General features: G+C 60.5%; 19 protein-coding genes. 8 read left to right on the forward strand and 11 right to left on the reverse strand.

The window, feature by feature from the left end:
- The first annotated feature begins 12 nt into the window (after nt 1–12).
- Entirely contained in the window at nt 13–2,202 is a 2,190-nt protein-coding gene (locus HU759_RS21825) for a patatin-like phospholipase family protein (protein WP_099548865.1), read from the forward strand.
- A 150-nt stretch (nt 2,203–2,352) separates the two neighbouring features.
- On the opposite strand, the gene HU759_RS21830 is transcribed toward HU759_RS21825, so the two are convergent.
- Nucleotides 2,353–2,787: a MarR family transcriptional regulator gene (locus HU759_RS21830; RefSeq protein ID WP_017134911.1), complete on the reverse strand. Its 435-nt coding sequence runs from the start codon at nt 2,785–2,787 to the stop codon at nt 2,353–2,355.
- Between the two features lie 121 nt (nt 2,788–2,908).
- On the reverse strand, nt 2,909–5,038 hold the full coding sequence (gene recQ / locus HU759_RS21835; RefSeq protein ID WP_017134910.1) for a DNA helicase RecQ: 2,130 nt from the start codon (nt 5,036–5,038) through the stop codon (nt 2,909–2,911).
- 276 nt (nt 5,039–5,314) lie between these two features.
- Here recQ and HU759_RS21840 point away from each other — a divergent pair, with 276 nt between their 5' ends.
- The 3 genes from HU759_RS21840 (at nt 5,315) to HU759_RS21850 (ending at nt 9,896) form a co-directional block, all read left to right on the forward strand.
- Nucleotides 5,315–5,902 (forward strand): YecA family protein, encoded by a 588-nt coding sequence (locus tag HU759_RS21840; RefSeq protein WP_017134909.1) that lies wholly within the window; start codon nt 5,315–5,317, stop codon nt 5,900–5,902.
- 11 nt (nt 5,903–5,913) lie between these two features.
- A complete protein-coding gene (locus HU759_RS21845; RefSeq protein WP_169984834.1) occupies nt 5,914–6,306 on the forward strand; it encodes a YbaN family protein in 393 nt (130 codons plus the stop codon).
- A gap of 119 nt (nt 6,307–6,425) precedes the next feature.
- Complete coding sequence (locus HU759_RS21850) at nt 6,426–9,896, forward strand: PAS domain-containing hybrid sensor histidine kinase/response regulator (protein ID WP_017134907.1); 3,471 nt, start codon at nt 6,426–6,428, stop codon at nt 9,894–9,896.
- A 35-nt stretch (nt 9,897–9,931) separates the two neighbouring features.
- Here the strand turns inward: HU759_RS21850 and rmuC are convergent, their stop codons facing one another.
- Entirely contained in the window at nt 9,932–11,296 is a 1,365-nt protein-coding gene (rmuC, locus tag HU759_RS21855; RefSeq protein ID WP_163005473.1) for a DNA recombination protein RmuC, read from the reverse strand.
- A 175-nt stretch (nt 11,297–11,471) separates the two neighbouring features.
- On the reverse strand, nt 11,472–11,795 hold the full coding sequence (locus tag HU759_RS21860; protein ID WP_099548863.1) for a hypothetical protein: 324 nt from the start codon (nt 11,793–11,795) through the stop codon (nt 11,472–11,474).
- A 473-nt stretch (nt 11,796–12,268) separates the two neighbouring features.
- On the opposite strand from HU759_RS21860, the gene HU759_RS21865 reads away from it, so the two are divergent.
- The 4 genes from HU759_RS21865 (at nt 12,269) to HU759_RS21880 (ending at nt 15,419) form a co-directional block, all read left to right on the forward strand.
- On the forward strand, nt 12,269–12,574 hold the full coding sequence (locus HU759_RS21865; RefSeq protein ID WP_170039146.1) for a hypothetical protein: 306 nt from the start codon (nt 12,269–12,271) through the stop codon (nt 12,572–12,574).
- A gap of 440 nt (nt 12,575–13,014) precedes the next feature.
- Complete coding sequence (locus HU759_RS21870; RefSeq protein WP_005790139.1) at nt 13,015–13,239, forward strand: hypothetical protein; 225 nt, start codon at nt 13,015–13,017, stop codon at nt 13,237–13,239.
- Between the two features lie 276 nt (nt 13,240–13,515).
- The gene (locus HU759_RS21875; RefSeq protein WP_017134903.1) at nt 13,516–13,998 is read left to right on the forward strand and encodes a hypothetical protein; all 483 of its coding nucleotides are present in this window, start codon (nt 13,516–13,518) and stop codon (nt 13,996–13,998) included.
- A 146-nt stretch (nt 13,999–14,144) separates the two neighbouring features.
- Nucleotides 14,145–15,419 (forward strand): outer membrane protein transport protein, encoded by a 1,275-nt coding sequence (locus HU759_RS21880; RefSeq protein WP_017134902.1) that lies wholly within the window; start codon nt 14,145–14,147, stop codon nt 15,417–15,419.
- Nucleotides 15,420–15,507: 88 nt separating this feature from the next.
- On the opposite strand, the gene HU759_RS21885 is transcribed toward HU759_RS21880, so the two are convergent.
- The 7 genes from HU759_RS21885 to cobU all read right to left on the reverse strand — a co-directional run bounded on the left by HU759_RS21885 (nt 15,508) and on the right by cobU (nt 20,793).
- Nucleotides 15,508–16,056: a redoxin domain-containing protein gene (locus tag HU759_RS21885; RefSeq protein WP_170039148.1), complete on the reverse strand. Its 549-nt coding sequence runs from the start codon at nt 16,054–16,056 to the stop codon at nt 15,508–15,510.
- A gap of 149 nt (nt 16,057–16,205) precedes the next feature.
- Nucleotides 16,206–17,405 (reverse strand): MFS transporter, encoded by a 1,200-nt coding sequence (locus tag HU759_RS21890; protein ID WP_169985254.1) that lies wholly within the window; start codon nt 17,403–17,405, stop codon nt 16,206–16,208.
- A gap of 64 nt (nt 17,406–17,469) precedes the next feature.
- Nucleotides 17,470–17,874 carry a MarR family transcriptional regulator gene (locus HU759_RS21895; protein ID WP_017134898.1) on the reverse strand — a complete coding sequence of 135 codons (405 nt, stop codon included), beginning with the start codon at nt 17,872–17,874 and terminating at the stop codon, nt 17,470–17,472.
- A gap of 42 nt (nt 17,875–17,916) precedes the next feature.
- Nucleotides 17,917–18,645, reverse strand: a complete 729-nt coding sequence (locus HU759_RS21900; protein ID WP_170039150.1) for an adenosylcobinamide-GDP ribazoletransferase — start codon at nt 18,643–18,645, stop codon at nt 17,917–17,919.
- 2 nt (nt 18,646–18,647) lie between these two features.
- Nucleotides 18,648–19,223: an alpha-ribazole phosphatase family protein gene (gene cobC, locus HU759_RS21905; RefSeq protein WP_170039152.1), complete on the reverse strand. Its 576-nt coding sequence runs from the start codon at nt 19,221–19,223 to the stop codon at nt 18,648–18,650.
- Nucleotides 19,220–20,275, reverse strand: a complete 1,056-nt coding sequence (gene cobT / locus HU759_RS21910; protein WP_017134895.1) for a nicotinate-nucleotide--dimethylbenzimidazole phosphoribosyltransferase — start codon at nt 20,273–20,275, stop codon at nt 19,220–19,222. Before cobT ends, cobC begins: the two co-directional genes overlap by 4 nt.
- On the reverse strand, nt 20,272–20,793 hold the full coding sequence (cobU, locus tag HU759_RS21915; protein ID WP_177034580.1) for a bifunctional adenosylcobinamide kinase/adenosylcobinamide-phosphate guanylyltransferase: 522 nt from the start codon (nt 20,791–20,793) through the stop codon (nt 20,272–20,274). The genes cobT and cobU overlap by 4 nt, the downstream gene beginning before the upstream one ends.
- Between the last annotated feature and the right edge of the window lie 258 nt (nt 20,794–21,051).

Genomic DNA, 21,051 nt, shown 5'->3' on the forward strand with positions numbered 1-21,051 from the left:
TCGAGATTCATGATGCGCCGCCTGTTGTCCTGCCTGTTTCTGTGCCTGCTTCCCCTGATCGCCGATGCCGTCGAAAGCCCACGCCCCAAAATCGGCCTGGTGCTGTCCGGCGGTGCCGCCCGTGGCCTTGCGCATATTGGCGTGCTCAAGGCCCTGGAGGAGCAAGGTATCCATATCGATGCTATCGCCGGCACCAGCATGGGCGCGGTGATTGGCGGCCTGTACGCCTCGGGCTACAAGATCGATGAACTGGAAAAGCTCGCGCTCAATATCGACTGGCAGCAGGCATTGTCCGACGCCCCGCCGCGCGAAGATGTGCCGTTTCGGCGCAAACAGGATGACCGCGATTTCCTCGTCAAACAAAAACTCAGCTTTCGCGATGACGGCAGCCTTGGCCTGCCGCTCGGCGTGATCCAGGGCCAGAACCTGGCGCTGCTGCTGGAAAGCATGTTCGCCCACTCCAGCAATACGCGTAACTTCGACAAGCTGCCAATCCCGTTCCGCGCTGTGGCCACCGACATCACCACCGGCGAAAAAGTGGTGTTCAGCAAGGGTCACTTGCCCCAGGTGATCCGTGCGAGCATGTCGATCCCGGCAGTGTTCGCTCCGGTGGAACTGGACGGACGGCTGTTGGTGGACGGCGGCATGACCGACAACATCCCACTGGATGTGGCGCGCGAAATGGGCGTCGACATCGCTATCGTCGTGGACATCGGCACGCCGCTGCGCTCACGCAAGCAACTGGCGACGGTCGTGGACGTGCTCAACCAGTCCATCACCCTGATGACCCGGCGCAACTCAGAAGAACAACTCAAGGCCCTGCATCCCAAGGATGTGCTGATCCAGCCACCGCTGGCCGCCTACGGCGTGACGGACTTCGGCCGCGCCAAGGACATGATCGACGCCGGCTACCGCGCCACCCGCGCCCTCGACGTGCGCCTGGCGCATTTGCGCCCCGCCGAACCGATCGACCCGCAATTGGTTGAGGCCCGCACCCCGGGCGAACGCACGCCGGTGATCACCGCCATCAAGGTGGAGAACGACTCGAAAGTCAGTGACGACGTAATTCGCTACTACATCCGCCAAACCCTGGGCGAGCCGCTGAACCTGGGCCGCCTGCAAACCGACATGGGCACGTTGTACGGCCTGGATTACTTCGAGCAGGTGCAATACCGCGTGGTGAAAAAGGGCCAGGACAATACCCTGGTCATCAGCGCGCGCGGCAAACGCAGCGGCACCGACTATTTGCGCCTGGGCCTGAACCTGTCGGATGACATGCGCGGCGCCAGCGCTTACAACCTCGGCGCCAGTTACCGCATGAACGGCATCAACCGCCTTGGCGCCGAATGGCTGACGCGCGTGCAGATTGGTGATCGCCAAGAGCTGTACAGCGAGTTCTACCAGCCACTGGATGTGGGCTCGCGCTATTTCGTCGCGCCTTATATCAGTGCCCAGGCGCAGAACGTCGACCTGGTGCTGGACAGCGACCCTATCGCCGAATATCGCCTGGAGCGCTACGGTTTTGGTTTGAACGTGGGGCGCCAGATTGGCAATAGCGGCGAGATCCGCTTCGGCGTCGGTGAAGCCTGGGGCAAGGCAGATGTGCGTGTTGGCGAGCGCGACTTGCCGAGTGTGAGCTTCAATGAGGGTTTCTATGAGCTCAAGTACTCGTTCGATTCGCTGGATAACGTGTACTTCCCCCATACCGGCGAAGACATCGGCCTGGCCTTCCGAGAGTTCGAGCCCGGCCTGGGTTCGGACCAGCGCTACCGACAGTGGGAGTTCAAGCTGGACAAGGCCATGAGCCACGGCCCGGACACCTTGATACTCGGCGGTCGTTATGGGCGCACGCTGGATAAATCCGACGTGGTGGTTTCCAGCTTTCTGCTCGGCGGTGCGCGGCAATTATCAGGCTTTCGCGAAGACTCAATCTCGGGGCAGAACATCGCCCTGATGCGTGCTGTGTACTACCGCCGCCTGACGCCGCGCTCATACCTGCCGCTGGATTTCCCGCTGTACCTCGGCGCATCGGTGGAACGCGGCCGGGCGTGGAACAACGATAACCAGTTTGACAGCGGGTACATCAATGCCGCGAGTATTTTCCTCGGTTTTGATACGCCGTTAGGGCCGCTGAATTTCAGCTATGGGTTCAATGATGACAAGCAGCAGGCGGTGTACCTGAACCTGGGGCAGACGTTCTAGCTGGATGCCAGGCTACTGTGGCGAGGGAGCTTGCTCCCGCTGGGGTGCGAAGCGCCCCCAATGCGGTGAATGCGATCATTCAGGTGCAACGAGGTTGATGGCTTTGGGGCTGCTACGCAGCCCAGCGGGAGCAAGCTCCCTCGCCACACCTCAGGACTTTTCCAGGTTCGCCAGAATGTGCCCATGCACGCGCATGCACACGCGCAAATCTTCTTCATCCACGCCCACGAACAACTCATGGCGCAAGGCCGTGGCGATGGTTTCGATCTGATCAATCAACGGACGGGCGGTGTCGCACAACAGAATGCGTTTGGCGCGACGATCCTCCAGCACCGCCTGGCGCTGCACCAGGCCCTGGCCTTCAAGGCTGTCGAGCAGGCGCGCCAGGGTCGGACCTTCTACGCCGACGCTTTGCGCCAGTTCACGCTGGGTGGGCGCATCTACAAAACGGGCCAGGTGCAACAGCACCAGCCAACGCGCCTGGGACAAGCCCAGCCCCGCCAAACGGCGGTCGAGTTCGGCGCGCCAGCCTCGGGACATTTGCGCCAACTGCATGCCAAAGCGGTGTTGTTCGGTTAACGGCATAAAAAACTCATGATTTAGACTGAAAATAGAATGTGGCTAATTATTAGTCAGCTAAGCATGAGCCATGCCAGGAGGCAAGTGGTGCTATGTACTGATTCGTTACATTGTCGTAATTGGCACATTAAATTTCGAATTCAGACTGCAAAGCGGCACGTACGCAATACAAAACCCCCTCAGGAACACGCCCGGTAAACAGCGGTGCGATCTCCGTGACAGGTGGCAATTCGCCTTCTCCGTCGAGGAAGGCATCCTGGATTTCACCGAGCAAATCTTCCGGTAAATCAAGGGCCTGCTCCAACGACAACTGTTGCTTGCCGATGGATTCAGCCAGCAAGGTGTAGACGTTTTTTTCCGAGCATTGCAGCTGGCCGGCGATCTGGATCGGGGTCATGCCGGCACGTGCCAGGCTGATCAGTTCATGGCGGATGTCGGCGACTTCCTTGGGCGCCTCGGCCTGGCCGCCGAGCACCTCGAGGAAGGCCTGGCCGTAGCGTTCCAGCTTGCGCGCACCCACGCCGCTGACCTTGGCCATCTCGGCCATGCTGGTCGGTTGCTCGCGCAACATCTCCAGCAACGTGGAGTCGGGAAAGATGACGTAAGGCGGCACGCTGTGTTCCTGCGCCAGTTTGCGCCGCAGGGTGCGCAAGGCTTCCCACTGTTCGCGTTCTTCGCCACGCACCAATTGGCTGGCCGGGCTGGTGCTGCTGCTTTTTGCGGTGGTTTGCGGCTTAAGGTCGCGGCGCAGCTCCAGGCTCACCTCGCCCTTGAGCAATGGCCGGCAACTGTCGTTCAGGCGCAAGCCGCCGTAGCCTTCGATGTCGATGTCCACCAGGTTGCGCGCGACCATCTGCCGGAACAACGAACGCCATTCGCCTTCGGCGCGCGCCTTGCCGACGCCGTACACCGAGAGTTTTTCGTGGCCGAAGCTGCGCACTTTCTCGTTGTCCTTGCCCAGCAATACGTCCACCAGATGCCCCACGCCGTAGCGCTGGCCGGTACGGTAGATGGCCGACAACGCCTGGCGCGCCGGCTCGGTAGCGTCCCAGGTCTGTACGCCATCGGTGCAATTGTCACAGTGCCCGCATGGCTCGGGCATGTCCTCGTCGAAATACGCCAGCAGCGTCTGTCGGCGGCAGCGGGTCTCTTCGCACAGCGAGAGCATGGCATCGAGCTTGTGTTGTTCCAGGCGTTTGTGGCGCTCGTCGCCTTCGGAGTTCTGCAACATCTGCTTGAGCATCACCACGTCTTGCAGGCCGTAGACCATCCAGGCATCCGCCGGCAGGCCATCACGGCCGGCGCGACCGGTTTCCTGGTAGTAGGCCTCAAGGGACTTTGGCAGGTCCATGTGTGCAACAAAACGCACGTTGGATTTGTCGATGCCCATGCCGAACGCGATGGTGGCCACCATGATCAGGCCTTCCTCGTTGAGGAAGCGCTTCTGATGGGCAGAGCGCGTGTCATTGGGCAGCCCCGCGTGATACGGCAGCGCCGGGTAGCCTTGCTCGCAGAGAAACGCGGCCACTTCATCGACCTTCTTGCGCGACAGGCAATACACGATGCCTGCGTCGCTGCGCCGCTCGGACAGGAACGCCAGCAACTGCTTGCGCGGTTGTTCCTTGGGCACGATGCGGTAAAAAATATTCGGCCGGTCGAAGCTCGACAGAAAGCGCTCGGCGTTCTGCAGATGCAGGCGCTCGACGATTTCTTCGCGGGTGCGTTTGTCGGCGGTGGCGGTCAGGGCGATGCGCGGCACGTCGGGGAACAATTCCGCCAGTTGGCCCAGTTGCAGGTATTCGCGACGGAAATCGTGGCCCCATTGCGACACGCAGTGGGCTTCGTCGATGGCGAACAGCGCAATTTCCAGACTTTGCAGGAAGGCCAGCATGCGTGGCTGCACCAGCCGTTCTGGCGCCAGGTAGAGCATCTTCACTTCACCGCGCTTGATGCGCGCAGCCAGCTCGCGCTGCTGTTCGGCACTCAAGGTGGAGTTCAAGGCGGCGGCGGCGACACCGAGTTCTTCTAGGGTGGCGACCTGATCGTCCATCAACGCGATCAGCGGCGACACCACCACGGCCAAGCCATTGCGCAACAGCGCCGGCACCTGAAAGCACAGCGACTTGCCGCCGCCGGTAGGCATCAGGACCAGGGCATCACCGCCACTGGCCACGCGCTCAATGATCGCACCCTGGCGGCCACGAAAACTGTCGTAGCCGAAGATGTCCTTGAGGACGCGTTGAGCCTGTTCGAGCATGTAAAACTCCAAAATGGTGCCGAAATCCCTCTGTACAGGCTGGCCGAAAAAACACCGCTTCACGGGAAATAATCCGTAAGCGAAGTTTTCGCGGATTGGCGCTTGGCCTGCAGGGGCATCACAAAACGCGGCAGTATACCCGAGCGTTACCTGGCAAAGGGCGCCACTGACGAATAGTCACCCCGCTCCAGTACCCGGCAAATATGCCTTGCAGCTGGCCTGGACGCTCAAGAAAGCCTAGAATTGCGCATCGTTTATTCCCAAGGTAGCCCTTCAATGTCCTTCGCTGAGCAACTAACCCGCCTGCAAGCCTTCCTCGACGCCGATGAGCTGCATGACGAGGCGCTGGACTACGTGGCCGCTCACGGCTACCTGACCGCCCTGTCGATCTGCGCCGACGTCGTGCCCGACCGTGAATGGATCGACGCGCTGTTCGCCGAAGAACCGCACTACGCCGACGCCGCCCAACGCGAAGAAATCGAATCCACCCTGCTGGCCCTCAAGGCCCACATTGGTCGCCAACTGGCTTCCGATGAGGAATTCGAGCTGCCGTGCGAGCTGGACCTGGGCGAGGAGCCGGATGACTCCGACCTGCGCGGCTGGTGCATCGGCTTCATGGAAGGTGTGTTCCTGCGCGAAGCCGCCTGGTTCGAAACTGCCGAGGAAGAAGTCAGCGAAATGCTGCTGCCGATCATGGTCGGTTCGGGCCTGTTCGACGACCAGCCGGAATTCTCCGACATCGCCGCCGATGCCAACCTGATGGACGACATGATCGTACAGATCCCGGAAGCCCTCACCGCCTTGTACCTGCTGTGCAATGCGCCTGACGAAAAACCGGCGATCCTCAAGCCACGTCACCACTGAGTCGGTTGCCCATGACGCCCATGGGCAAGCGCTCACTGCTCCTGCGCTACGTGCTGCTGGCCATCGGCTGGCTGAGCGTAGCGCTGGGAGTGATCGGTATCTTCCTGCCGGTATTGCCGACCACGCCCTTCCTGCTACTCGCAGCCGCCTGCTTCGCCCGAAGCTCCCCGCGCTTCTACCAATGGCTGGTGGAACACCCGCGCCTGGGGCCGTGGATCAAAGACTATCTGGACGGCAATGGCATTCCGCTCAAGGGCAAGGTCTACGCCATCGGCCTGATGTGGCTGAGCATTGGTTTTTCCTGCTACCTGGTGCCGCTGCCTTGGGCACGTGGGTTTATGCTGACCAGTGCAGTGCTGGTGAGCATTTACATCTTGCGTCAGAAAACCCTGCCACCGCGTTGAACACGCGCTGCGACATTCGATCCCACACGACCTTGGTCGACACTGACTAACCCCCAGCATCATGCGAGACTGTCCCACCGGGCTCGGAATGCCCGGGTGTTCTTATGCTCGGAGTTACCATGACGCTGTCCAGCGGGCTGATCGCCGCCGTTGCCCTGGCCTATATGGCCATTATGTTTGCCATCGCCTTTTACGGTGATCGCCGCCACGCGCCGCTACCGCCACGAATACGTGCCTGGGTATACAGCCTGTCGCTGGCCGTTTACTGCACCAGTTGGACCTTCTTCGGCGCCGTAGGCCAGGCCGCCGAACAACTGTGGGCGTTTTTACCAATCTACCTGGGACCTGTCCTGCTGCTGGTGCTGGCACCTTGGGTGTTGCAGAAGATGATTCTGATCAGCAAACAGGAAAACATCACCTCCATTGCCGACTTTATCGCCGCACGCTACGGCAAATCCCAATCGTTGGCGGTGGTGGTGGCGCTGATCTGCCTGGTCGGCGTGCTGCCCTATATCGCTCTGCAACTCAAAGGCATCGTGCTGGGCGTGAACCTGTTGATCGGTTCCGGCCCCGACACCACCGGCACCCGCGCCCAGGACACCGCGTTGATCGTGTCGCTGGTATTGGCGCTGTTCACCATTGTGTTCGGTACCCGCAACCTCGATGCCACCGAACACCACCGTGGCATGGTGCTGGCGATCGCGTTTGAATCCCTGGTCAAGCTGTTCGCCTTTCTGGCGGTAGGCGCATTCGTGACCTTCGGCCTATACGATGGTTTTGGCGATCTGTTCAGCCAGGCCATGCTCGCCCCGCGCCTTGAAGAATACTGGACAGAAACCATTAACTGGCCATCGATGGTGGTGCAGACTGGCGTAGCGATGATGGCGATTATCTGCCTGCCCCGGCAGTTTCACGTCACCGTGGTAGAGAACATCGACCCGCAGGATTTACGCCTGGCCAAGTGGGTGTTCCCGGCGTACCTGATCCTCGCCGCGCTGTTCGTCATCCCTATCGCCCTCGGCGGCAAAATGCTCTTGCCCGCCTCGGTATTGCCGGACTCCTACGTGATCAGCCTGCCCATGGCCGAAGCGCACCCGGCCCTTGCAGTGCTGGCGTTTATCGGCGGCGCCTCGGCGGCCACCGGCATGGTGATTGTGGCGAGCATTGCCTTGTCGACCATGGTCTCCAACGACATGTTGCTGCCGTGGCTGTTGCGCCGCTCCAGCGCAGAGCGGCCGTTCGAAGTGTTCCGCCACTGGATGCTGTCGGTGCGCCGCGTCAGCATTGTGATCATCCTGTTGCTGGCCTACGTGAGTTACCGCCTGCTCGGCTCCAGCGCGAGCCTGGCAACCATCGGCCAGATCGCGTTCGCCGCCGTTACCCAACTGGCGCCAGCGATGCTTGGCGCGTTGTATTGGAAGCAGGCCAACCGACGAGGCGTATTTGCCGGCTTGGCGGCTGGCACTTTCTTGTGGTTCTACACCTTGGTCCTGCCGGTGACGGCGAAAAGCCTGGGGTGGTCGTTGAGCCTTTTCCCCGGCCTGACGTGGATGCATTCGCACCCCTTTGGTTTCACCGTCACCTCGTTAACCCTGGGTACTGTGTTTTCTCTTGCGGGCAATTTCACGCTGTTTGTGTGGGTCTCGATGCTGTCGCGCACACGGGTATCCGAGCATTGGCAGGCCGGGCGCTTTATCGGCCAGGAAATCAGCCAGCGCGCCAATGCGCGCTCGATGCTGTCGGTGCAAATCAGCGACCTGCTCAGCCTCGCGGCACGTTTTGTCGGCAAGGAACGCGCCGAGCAGAGCTTTATCCGATTTGCCTATCGCCAAGGCAAAGGTTTCAACCCCAACCAGAATGCCGATAACGACTGGATCGCCCACACCGAACGCCTGCTGGCCGGCGTGCTCGGCGCCTCTTCGACACGCGCAGTGGTAAAAGCCGCGATTGAAGGCCGGGAGATGCAGCTGGAGGACGTAGTACGCATCGCCGACGAAGCCTCCGAGGTGTTGCAATTCAACCGCGCATTACTGCAAGGCGCGATCGAAAACATCACCCAAGGCATCAGTGTGGTCGACCAGTCCCTCAAGCTGGTGGCCTGGAACCGCCGCTACCTGGAGCTGTTCAACTACCCTGAAGGCCTGATCAGCGTGGGCCGGCCGATTGCCGACATTATTCGCTACAACGCCGAGCGCGGCCTGTGTGGGCCGGGTGAGGCCCAGGTGCACGTAGCGCGCCGCCTGCATTGGATGCGCCAAGGCCGCGCGCACACCTCCGAACGTTTATTCCCGAATGGCCGCGTGATTGAGCTGATCGGCAACCCGATGCCCGGCGGTGGGTTTGTCATGAGTTTTACCGACATCACTGCGTTCCGGGAGGCCGAGCAGGCGCTGACCGAGGCCAACGAAGGCCTTGAGCAACGGGTGACCGAGCGTACCCATGAGCTTTCCCAGCTCAATGTCGCTTTGACCGACGCCAAGGGCGTGGCCGAATCCGCCAGCCAGTCGAAGACCCGCTTCCTTGCGGCTGTCAGCCACGACCTGATGCAACCCTTGAACGCTGCACGCCTGTTCTCCGCAGCCCTTTCCCACCAGCACGACGGCCTGTCTGCCGACGCGCGGCAATTGGTGCAACATTTGGACAGCTCGCTGCGCTCGGCCGAAGACTTGATCAGCGACTTGTTGGATATTTCACGCCTGGAAAACGGCAAGATCAACCCGCAGCGGCAGCCCTTTGTGCTCAACGAGCTGTTCGACACCCTCGGCGCCGAATTCAAGGCGCTGGCTCAGGAGCAGAACCTGCGCTTCCGCCTGCGCGGCAGCCGGTTGCGGATAGACAGTGACATCAAGTTGCTCAGGCGGATTCTGCAGAATTTTCTCACCAACGCGTTCCGCTATGCCGACGGCCCCGTGCTTTTGGGCGTGCGCAGGCGCAAGGACGAATTGTGCCTGGAAGTGTGGGACCGTGGCCCTGGCATCCCGCTGGATAAACAGAAGGTCATCTTTGAAGAGTTCAAGCGCCTGGACAGCCACCAGACCCGCGCCGAGAAGGGTCTGGGCCTGGGTTTGGCAATCGCTGACGGCCTGTGCCGCGTGCTCGGGCATACGTTGAGCGTGCGCTCGTGGCCGGGCAAAGGCAGCGTGTTCAGCGTGCGCGTGCCGCTGGCGCGTAACCAGGCCAGCCCGCAGGCCAAGATCGCGCCAGACAATGGGCTGCCATTAAGCGGCGCGCAGGTGCTGTGTGTGGATAACGAGGAAAGCATCCTGATCGGCATGCGCAGCCTGCTGACGCGCTGGGGCTGCGAAGTGTGGACGGCCACCGACCAGGCGCAGTGCGCGGCACTGCTGGCCGAGGGCGTGCGCCCGCAACTGGCGTTGGTGGATTACCACCTGGACCACGGCGAGACGGGCACGGAGCTGATGGGCTGGCTGCGGGCGCAGTTGGCAGAACCGATTCCCGGGGTGGTGATCAGTGCCGATGGGCGACCGGAGATGGTGGCCGAGGTGCATGCGGCAGGGTTGGATTACTTGGCCAAGCCGGTGAAGCCGGCGGCGTTGCGGGCGCTGTTGAGTCGGCATTTGCCGCTTTAAACAGAGTTTACTCGGCCCCACATTTTGGATTGCATTTACTCAGGCAGATGCGCCACACCGTCTGAATCGGTCATCGCCCGTTCAAGCAAATCCGCTGGCAGACTTTTACTCGCACGCGCACCCAGCAACCGCAATTGCTCGGTACGGCTGACCAGATTCCCACGCCCATCTGTCAGCTTGTTACGCGCCGCGCTGTAAGCCTTATCCAACTGTTGTAGGCGGTTGCCCACTTCATCCAGGTCCTGGATGAACAGCACGAATTTGTCGTACAGCCAGCCGGCCCGTTCGGCAATTTCCCGCGCATTCTGGCTTTGGCGCTCCTGCTTCCACAGGCTGTCGATCACTCGCAGGGTAGCCAGCAAGGTCGTGGGGCTGACAATCACGATATGGCGGTCAAACGCCTCCTGAAACAGGTTCGGCTCGGCCTGCAGGGCGGCGGAAAATGCGGCCTCGATGGGCACGAACAGCAACACGAAATCCAGGCTGTGCAGCCCTTCCAGACGCTTGTAATCCTTGCCGGCCAAGCCTTTGACGTGGTTACGCAGGGACAGCACATGCTGCTTGAGGGCCGCCTGGCCAATCACCTCATCATCTGCCGCGACGTATTGCTGATAGGCCGTGAGGCTGACCTTGGAGTCGACCACCACCTGCTTGTCGCCCGGCAACATGATCAGCACGTCCGGCTGGAAGCGCTCGCCGTCCGGCCCTTTGAGGCTCACCTGGGTCTGGTACTCGCGGCCCTTCTCCAGCCCGGCATGTTCCAGTACCCGCTCAAGAATCAGCTCGCCCCAGTTGCCCTGGGTCTTCTGGCCCTTGAGGGCACGGGTCAGGTTGGTGGCTTCGTCTGACAGGCGCAGGTTCAATTGCTGCAGACGCTCAAGCTCTTTAGCCAGGGAAAAACGCTCGCGGGCTTCGTTCTGATAGCTTTCTTCCACACGCTTTTCGAAGGACTGGATGCGTTCCTTCAGTGGGTCAAGCAACTGGCCCAGGCGTTCCTGGCTGGTTTCGGCGAAACGCTGCTCACGCTCATCGAAGATCTTCCCGGCCAGCTCGGCAAACTGCGCGCGCAACTCATCGCGCGAGCCTTGCAGGTCGGCGAGGCGTTGTTGATGACTGTCCTGTTGTTCACGCAATTCGGCGCGCAAGGCAGCTGACAGCGCATCGAGGCGGCGCAGCTCGGTTTCCTTGGCGCTGCGGTCGAGGTTCCAGGCATGGGCGGCATCGCGGGCGTTATCGCGGTCGATTTGCAGCAGTTCGACTTCGCGGCGCATGGCGGCCAGGTCGGCCTGTTTCGCGGCATTGGCCTGGCTGAGGTCGCTGATTTCATCGCGGCTGGCGTCCAGTTGCGCGGCTAGCCCTTCCTGGGCCAGTTGCGCGGTTGCCAGGCGCTCTTCGAGCAGCTCCCAACCGGTCATGCGCGCGGTCAGTCGACGTTGAATCTGCCAGCACAGGGCCAATAAAGGCACTGCTGCACCCGCCAGACCCAAGGCAATACTGGTCCAGTCAAAAACCATAGCCATTTCTGCCATCACCGAAAAGGAGCAAGGTTAACCAAGCATGGGGCTCGAGGACAGCTCAGTCTTCGACCTGCCCCAACTCGCGCAGGGCGCGGCGGTCGCCAGCGCGAGCCGCCAGGCGCAGCAGGTCGTGGCCAATGCGGCGGTCGCGGGCGTTGCCGCACTCGCGGCACATCAACTGGCCCAGCCGACTTTGAGCGGCGACCACGCCATCGCGGGCCGGCTGCTTGAGCAAGCGCCCGGCGAAGTGCTTGATGTTGGCGTTATGCCCCAGCCGCGGGCTGTCGAGCAGCCACAAGGCAACCTTCAACGAAAATCGCTTGGGTGTGGTAACAGTTTGAGGGGTATCGGTAACAGAGGGTGATACTGAGCGAAACTTCATAAAGCACTGTGGGACAGATTGGAAGGCGCGCCACTCTACTCTTTTTTTCGCGCAGGTAAAGCTGGATAAATCCTACACGCCCGTTCTAGAGCAAGCGCTCGGGACAATCCACAGAAGCTGTGGATAACTCAGTGGACAACCCACCTTGAACCCGCTCAAAGCCCCATGAAACGGGGGCCGCAGTCAAACTGACGATTTTTTCACCAATAAAAAAAAGCGATGTTTTTCATTGACTTAAATTTTCGTTGCAGGCAAACGACGGCACTTGCGGGCAGTTGACAGAGTGGTTACACACCGCGCAACGAATGTGCACAAGTACCCATCCACTGGTTATATCGCCGACACTTTTTGCTTCAATCTGTCCGAAAATGTTACCGCCACAGAGCAACCAGCCTGCAAAACAGAGCACTTTTCAAAACCGCCCGCGCTCGCCACACTGCTGCACCAACGATGTCACTCTCCTGTAGGCGCAGATGAAAGGAATCCTGTTGTTCGCCGTGTTGCTGCTCGCCATCTGCGCGACATCATTGGGAATCAATGCAGCTTTGCCCTCGCCTGACGGGGCGTTGTTTGCCATCGCCATCCTGTTATCAGCGGCCTTTACTGCGGTAAGCCTGTGCATCGAGCTGGGTGAAGGCCGGATCAATGACATGCGCGACGTGATGACGGTGATCGAAACCGGCCGCTCCTGGCGCCTGACCCTCGCGGCCTACGTGCTGGGCTGCTCGCTGGCGGCCGCCGTAACAGTGCTGGTCTATAGTGGCTTTCTAGGCAGCTGATAAAAGTTTTTTGCTCAGCCGCTTCCCTTCCCGGTTTCGATCCGTTACTATCCGCGGCGTTAGTACCAAGCTGAAAGTCAATTCTGGTCGAACAACTCCCCTGAACAACACGGGACCGACCACCTCGATGGTTTCCAGGTATCACTTGCGACGACACTGCCTTTGAACATGCAAAGGGTGCCGCGAAGTCTCAATACTCTGACCGAACCAACCTGCAAATTGATCAGGATCTTCACCCCGGGCCCAGAACCTTTGCCCCTGTTGTGCTGCCTGCCCTCCTAAGTACCTACCTGCCAGCCCAAGCGCGCCAACTTAATAGCGCTTCAAACTGGCTGCTTTGTTCCAGTCGGTTCTTCGTTTGATCAATGGTGATCAACGTTACTGGAACGTTTTAACGCTGCACGGTTCTTATCCGTGTCATTTGTAGGAACACCAATAATATGAACGCTCAAATCCACACTCAGGATGCCATTCGCACCCTCACCAACGCTTTTGCACCAATGAACTGCCTGATCATGGCCGCTCGCAAAGGCTGCTTCAGCTTCACCCTGGTCAACGAACACGGCATCGCTCGTCACAGCGAACGCCTGTACCCCGATCAATACTCCAGCGCAGAGCCGCTGCAGGCCGTGATCGAGCGTACCCGTCAGGCACTGACTGCCTGATCGACCCGAGTCGCTGAAACACAAAAACCCTGTTTAAAAAGCAGGGTTTTTTATTGCCTGAAATTCGGCATTGAAACATTTTCGCTAAGTTCAAATAGATATAAACGTTATAACTAAATGAAGAAGATGTTTTAAAAACAGTCCTTTACATCGTAAATATGACACTACACTTCAACTCAAGCGGCTTGATCCGCTTGCGACGGGCCTGAGATCCGATTCACAGCTGCCAAGCCCCCTCTCAGGCACCGTCGACCACTTTCATGGACCGAGGCTTGTATGGGTATCGCCGCCAGCGAATTGTGTCGTTATGTGATCCGGCCGACGTTGATTTACCTCGGCCGCCATAATGCGACAGCCGAAGCCCTGCTGCTGGGCATTGCTGCCAGCCAGTCGGAACTCGGCTCGGCCCTGCACGACCGTCGTGGCCACGGCCTGTACAGCATCACCGAACCGCGCCACCGCGCCCTTTGGGACCATTACCTGGCGCGCGACCCCGAGCGCGCCAGCCTGGTACGCGGCCTGGCCAGTCAGCACGCATTCCTCAGTGCGCCCCAGCTTGAGTTAACCGTCAATCTGCGTTACGCCACCGCCATCGCATGGCTGCTGGTGGAGCAGCACAGCCCTGCCCTGCCGCAGCCGGGCGATGTACTGGCAATGGCACGTATCTGGAAAGAAATTTTTCACCCACAAGGTCGGCTGCGGGACTTCACCCAAGCCTGGCAGACCTGTGTTTCACCCATGAATCAGGTCACTTGTTGACCAGGCGTTTTGCAAGATTCGGCTAAAAACCCCGATTTTGGTCGGATTGTCCTACAAAACCGCTCTATCTCCTGCATTACAGCCTATAGCGCTAACCTAAATTTATTGTTACTTTCCGCAGCGGTGATCACCACGGAGTTCTAATAATGAAAAAAGTAATGCTCAAGACCACACTTAGCCTCGCCGTTGCCATGGCCTCCACCCAACTGTTCGCGAGCGGCTTTGCCCTCAACGAGCAAAGCATCAGTGGGATGGGTACAGGTTTCGCCGGGCGCTCTTCATCTGCCGATGATGCAAGCACTGTCGCTGGCAACCCTGCCGGCATGTCACGCCTCAAGCGCGATCAAATCACTGCCGGTGTCGCAGCTATCGACGCCAAGACCGATATCAAAAACACCAGCGGTGGCCCACCCGGCAGCAGCAACGACGGTGACATGGTTCCTTTTACCAAAGTCCCGATGTTGTTTGCCGTGAAAAAAGCGACCGATGACCTGGCGTTCGGCCTGGGCGTGTATGCGCCGTTCGGCCTGATCACCAACTACGAAGACAGCTTCGGCGGCCGTTACTACGGCAAGAAGAGTGACGTTAAAGTCGTCACCCTCCAGCCGACTGTCAGCTACGCCTTCAACGAATACGTGTCCGTGGGTATCGGCCCGACGTTCAACAAGATCAGCGGTAACCTGACCTCGTCGACGCCGCTGGCGCAAACCTTCGGCCGCAATGATGGCCTGGTGGACATCAAGGGCGATGACACCGCATGGGGCTACAAAGTCGGTATCCTGGTGACGCCATGGGCTAGCACCAACATCGGCCTGACGTACACCTCCAAGGTTTCCTACAACCTGTCGGGTCACACCGATATTTCCGGCCGTGGTTTTGGTCCGTTCAACGGCGGGCGTTTTGACGCCAAGTTGAACATCACCACTCCAGAATCCTACGACATGTCCATCACCCACAAGCTGGATGACCAATGGACGTTGTATGCGGGTACCACATGGACCCGTTGGAGCCGCCTGAAAGAAATCACCGTCAACAACTCGGGCGTTTCGCCTGCACTGGGTGGCGCGGCTGGCCCGATCGGTCGCATCAACGAGCCACAGAACTGGCATGACACCTGGGCCTCGGCCATCGGTGCTTCGTTCCAGGTCAACAAACAGTGGGTACTGCGCACCGGTTTCTCTGTTGACCAATCGCCTACCAACAACACCGACCGTTCGGTGCGTATCCCGACTGGCGACCGTAAGGCTGTCAGCTTTGGTGCCGGCTTCAGCCCTACTGAAGACTGGACGATCGACGCTGCCGTCTCCTACCTGTGGGAAGAAGAAGTCAACGTCAACCGTACCGGCAAGGGCAACGCCTACAACGCCGAGTACAAAAACAGCGCTTGGGGTTACGGCCTGGGTGCGACTTACAAGTTCTGATTCACTGCGAGCCTGACCGGCTCGCCAGCTGAATCTAAAAAAGCCCCGCTCTCCTGCACAGGAGGCGGGGCTTTTTAATCGCCGACGATCAGGGTTTGGAAGCCAAGGCTTCTTCCACTGCCTTGATCAAGTCCGGGCTGTCCGGCTTGGTCAAACTGGAGAAGTTGGCAATTACCTTGCCTTGGCGGTCGACCACGTACTTGTAGAAATTCCATTTCGGCGCGCTGGTCTGCTGCGCCAGCACCTTGAACAGGTGTACCGCATCCGGTCCTTTGACTTTTTGCGGTTCGGTCATGGTGAAGGTCACGCCGTAATTCACGTAACAGACCTTGGCGGTCTCTTCACCGGTCTTGGCTTCCTGCTTGAAGTCATCGGACGGCACGCCAATCACTTCCAGCCCCTGGCCCTTGTAGCGCTGGTACAAGGCTTCGAGGCCTTTGAACTGTGGTGCGAACCCGCAGAAGCTGGCGGTGTTGACGATAACCAGGGGTTTGCCGGCAAAGCGATGGCACAAATCGATGGATTCCTTGGCGCGCAGCTTGGGCAATTGGCCCTCAAGCAACGGTGGGCAATCAGCGGCCATGGCAACACTGCCAATGGCCATCAGGACGGGTACTGCAAGCCAGTGCATCTGCATGTCGTGAGTCCTTAACATTTCCAGACCACGAACTTAACAGATCGACATACCCAGTTGCATCAACGCCAGCCCACCACGCTGCCAGCCCCACCAGGCCAGCAGCATCAGCACGACCAGCGCCGCTACCGTCAAACACCGTGCCGTCACACTCATGCCGCCTCCATCTGCGCCTGCAAGCGCGCCACCGGCCGCTCGCGCACCGGCCAGTTCAGCGCGGCGGCGAGCACGCTCAGCAGAATCGCCACCTGCCAGATCAAATCGTAGTTGCCGGTTCGATCATAGACCACCCCGCCCAACCAGCCGCCGAGGAACGACCCGATTTGGTGGAACAGGAACACGATCCCACCGAGCATCGAGAGGTTTCGCACACCAAACAAGGTTGCGACGGTGCCATTAGTCAGCGGCACCGTAGACAGCCACAAAAAGCCCATGGCCATGCCAAACAGGTAGGCCGTGATTTCGGTAACCGGCGCCCACAGGAACAACACAATGACGACCGCACGCAGCAGGTACAGGCCGGTAAGCAAGCGTGGCTTGGACATGCGCCCGCCGAGCCAGCCGGCGGTGTAGGTGCCGAATACATTAAACAGACCGATCAAGGCCAGCACCGTGGTGCCCACCGTGGCCGGCAAATGCTGATCGACCAAGTAGGCCGGCAGGTGCACGCCGATAAACACCACCTGGAAACCGCACACAAAAAAGCCGAATGCCAGCAACCAGAAGCCGGAATGGGAACAGGCTTCCTTCAAGGCTTCACGCAAGGTTTGCTGGCCAGTCACCACCGGCAGCGGCTTGTCCTTGAGCATCGCCACCAGCGGCAGAATCAGCGCCACCATCAGCCCCAGCGCCAACAAGGCGGCCGACCAGCCCAGCCAGCCGATCAAGCCCAATGTGCCGGGCACCATGGCGAACTGACCAAAAGAGCCTGCGGCGCTGGCGATGCCCATGGCCATGCTGCGTTTTTCCGGCGGTACGGTGCGGCCCACCACGCCGAGAATCACCGAAAACGAGGTGCCCGACAGGCCGATACCAATCAGCAAGCCGGCACTTAGTGACAATGACCACGCCGAATCGGACATGCCCATCAACACCAGGCCCACGGCGTACAGTACGCCGCCGACGAACACCGTTTTGGTCGCGCCGAAACGGTCGGCCAGGGCGCCGGTGAACGGCTGCGCAAGGCCCCAAATCAGATTCTGCAGCGCGATGGCGAAGGCAAACGTCTCGCGCCCCCAGCCAAATTCGTTGCTCATCGGCGCCAGGAACAGGCCGAAACCGTGCCGCACGCCCAAGGACAACGCCAGGATCAGCGCACTCCCCACAAGGATCCAACCACTGGTGCGCCACATCGAGGTCATGTTCTTATTCTCCGCTCGCGGGTATATACCCGCTTGTAATCGAACAAACCCGCGCTCAGGCGAGTTCATCCAGCAAGGCCAGCAAGGTTTCGCGCTTTTCGGCGCCTAACTGATCAATCAATTTTTGCTGCGCCGCTTCCCACGCCGGCAACGCCGCAGCCAGCCGTTCTTCGCCGGCTTGCGTCAACAGCACCAGGCGGTTGCGCAAGTCATCACCCTCGACCAACTGCACCAGGCCTTCGCCTTCCAGCACCCGCAAGTTGCGCCCCAAGGTGCTGCGATCCAGGCCCATGGCGTCGGCCAGGCTGGAAATGCTCGGTTGGTCGAGACGCTGCAAGTTGCACAGCAAAGAATACTGGGCGACGTTGATCCCGAAGCCGTCGAGAGCGCCGTCGTAATGCCTGCTGACGCCACGGGCGGCACGTCGCAGGTTGGTGCATAAACATTGGGAGGCAAGCATGGAACGTGTATATACCCGCGATTAAGGAAATGCAAGAAAGTGTTACAGAGCCAAACCGATCAACACCGCGACTTCCAGCAACTCCAGGAGTGCGCCAGCTGTGTCGCCGGTGGTGCCACCCAGCCGGTTGACCATCAATTGGCGCAGGCCGATAAAACACAGCGCCGCCAGCAGAACAGCCATGCCGCCGCTGAAACCGCCGATCAGGATGCAGGCCAGGCCACTGAGGATCAGCACCTGTTGGCCGACAACCCGCGGTAAATGGTCCGACAGCGCCTGACCCAAACCGCCTGCACGCACATAGCGCGTTGTAAGGAACAGCGCCAGCATCGACGCCCGCCCGATCAATGGCGCCAGGATCAATGCCGCGCCATTACGTTGCTCGATCAACGCCACCAGCGCGGTGAACTTGAGCAACAGCACCAAGCCCAGGGTAACCACCGCAATCGGCCCGCTGCGCGGGTCTTTCATGATGGTCAGGGTGCGCTCGCGGTCGCCGAAGCCACCGAGCCAGGCATCGGCGCTGTCCGCCAGGCCGTCCAGGTGCAGGCCACCGCTAAGCAACACCCACGCGGTCAGCAATAAGGCGGCATGCAGCAACAACGGCGCGCCCATCAATACGCTGTTCAGCGCCCATAACAGCACGCCGAACAACAGCCCGACCACAGGATAAAACAGCAGCGAACGCCCCAACTCTTGTGGCTGCGGCATGCCCGGCAAACAAATCGGCAGGCTGCTGAGAAATTGCAGGGCGATCCAGAATGGCAGCATCGTCAGGTTCCTTCTTTCAACACACCATCGGCAGCCACGTGCAGGCTGAACAGCCCACCATGGCCGACCTCGACATTCAACAACTGCTCGCGCGGCAAACCTCGCGCTCGCGCCAATAGCAGACGCATCACGCCACCGTGGCTGATCAGCAACACGCGCTCACCAGCATAAGCCTGGTGCAAGCGCGAGACGGCGCTGAGGACACGGTGTGAAAAGTCGCTGACCGGCTCACCCTCAGGGGGGGTGAAGCTGTAGGGATCGGCCCAGAACAGCCCCAACCCTTCAGCGTCGGTTTCCATCAGCGCCGCTGCGCTATGCCCTTCCCAGGCGCCGAAGTGCAATTCCTGCAGGTCTTTTTCCAGGTTCACCGGCACATCGAGGCGTGCGCCCAACTCTTGGGCGAACAGCGCGCAACGCTGCAGCGGCGAGCTGACCAGGCGGTCCCAAGGGCCCTGCTCTGCTACGGCGGCGCGCATCTGCGCCCAGCCCTTGTCGGTGAGCGCGTCGTCAAGGCTGCCGCGCAGACCGCCACCCAGCTCGGTTTCGCCGTGGCGCAGCAGGTCCAGGTGCAAGGTCATGCCGGGCGGTCTGCCACGGCCGCTTCGGCGAATGTCGCCATTTGCCCGTGCAGCGCACACGCAAGGCGCAGCAACGGCACCGCCAGCGCCGCACCACTGCCCTCGCCCAGGCGCAGGCCGAGTTGCAGCAAGGGTTCGGCGTTGAGGCTTTGCAGTACGTGACGATGGCCCGGCTCGGCGCCACCATGGCCGAATACCAGCCATTCTCGACACGCCGGGTTCAGGCGCGTGGCGACCAGTGCGGCGACGGTGCAGATAAACCCGTCCACCAGCACGACGATGCCTTCTTGTGCGCAGGCCAGATAGGCACCGACCAGCGCGGCAATTTCAAACCCGCCGAGGTTGAACAGGGTGTGCAATGCGTCATCGCGCTGTCCGGCATGCAGCGCCAGTGCGCGCTCGATAACTGCCACTTTGTGGCTGACGCCCTGGGCGTTCAAACCGGTGCCCGGGCCTGTAAGGTCGCTGACCTTGCAATCGAGCAGCGCACAGGCCAAGGCGCTGGCGGCGGTGGTATTACCGATGCCCATTTCACCGCCGATAAACAGCTGGGCGCCACCGGCCAAAGCGCGCCGAGCGCTATCGCGACCGGCTTGCAGCGCCAGGCAGCCCTGAGCTTCAGTCATGGCCGGGCCGTTGACGAAATTCGCCGTGCCCGCGCCGATGTTCAGGTGACGCACTCCGGGCAGGTTCAGCGAGGGCGTCACCGTGCCGAGGTCGACCACTTCCAGCTGCGCATCCAGCTGACGTGCCAACACACTGATGGCTGCGCCGCCAGTGACGAAGTTGTGCAGCATCTGCCCGGTCACTTCCTGGGGAAACGCCGACACGCCTTCTGCGACGACGCCATGGTCACCGGCAAAAATGGCGATCCACACCTGGTCCACCAACGGTTTGACCTGGCCTTGCAGGCCGGCCAGTTGCACCGCTACAGCTTCGAGCTGGCCGAGCGAACCGGCCGGTTTGGTCAGCTGTTGCTGGCGCGCCAGCGCTTGTTCGTACGCTGAGGCGTCGACAGCCTTACAAGGGTTGAGCCACCAGGTGTCAGTCATAACGCAGTACCTTTCAAAGTCAGGGGCAGGCCGGCAACCGTCAGGACAACACGCTGACACCGCTCGGCCAAGGCTTGATGCAGCCAACCGGCTTCATCCACATAGCGGCGAGTCAATTCGCCCAGCGGCACGACACCCATTCCGGTCTCGTTGCTGACAAAAATGATTTCACCCGGCAGTGCAGCCAGGGTTTGCAGCAATTGATCGCGCTCCAGCGCCAGGCGTGCCGGGTCTTCGAGCATCAGCAGGTTGGTGAGCCACAGGGTCAGGCAATCCACCAGCAGGCAGCGACCGGCGGCGGCGTTTTCGCGCAGTACGCGGGCCAGTTCGATGGGTTCTTCAATCAGGCCCCAATGATCGGGACGCCGCTCACGGTGATGCGCGACGCGCGCGCTCATCTCGCCATCCAGCGGCTGGCTGGTGGCGATGTAGATGACGGGCAAGGTGCTGTCGCTGGCGAGTTTTTCGGCCAGGCGGCTTTTGCCGGAGCGGGCACCGCCGAGGATTAATTGATGCATGGGGTGGCACCTTGTTCGGCGGGTGGACAGGTTGAAGTGTGCCGCGGCAAGTGGGGTGAGTCAGGTAGGCATGCAGTGGCTGAGCCATGGCCATCGCAGGCAAGCCAGCTCCCACTGAAAGGCAGATCTGCTTTTGATCTGGCGGTTGATCTGGCTTTTGATTTTGATCTCAGTCGCCCCGTTAAACCACGCTGGCCTGCGTTCGGGTACACCGAGCCCAGGCGAGGTGCCGAGTGGTGGGGCGAAGACTTTTTGGTT

It is taken from the genome of Pseudomonas sp. OE 28.3 (genome assembly GCF_014268205.2).
Taxonomy (GTDB): domain Bacteria; phylum Pseudomonadota; class Gammaproteobacteria; order Pseudomonadales; family Pseudomonadaceae; genus Aquipseudomonas; species Aquipseudomonas edaphica.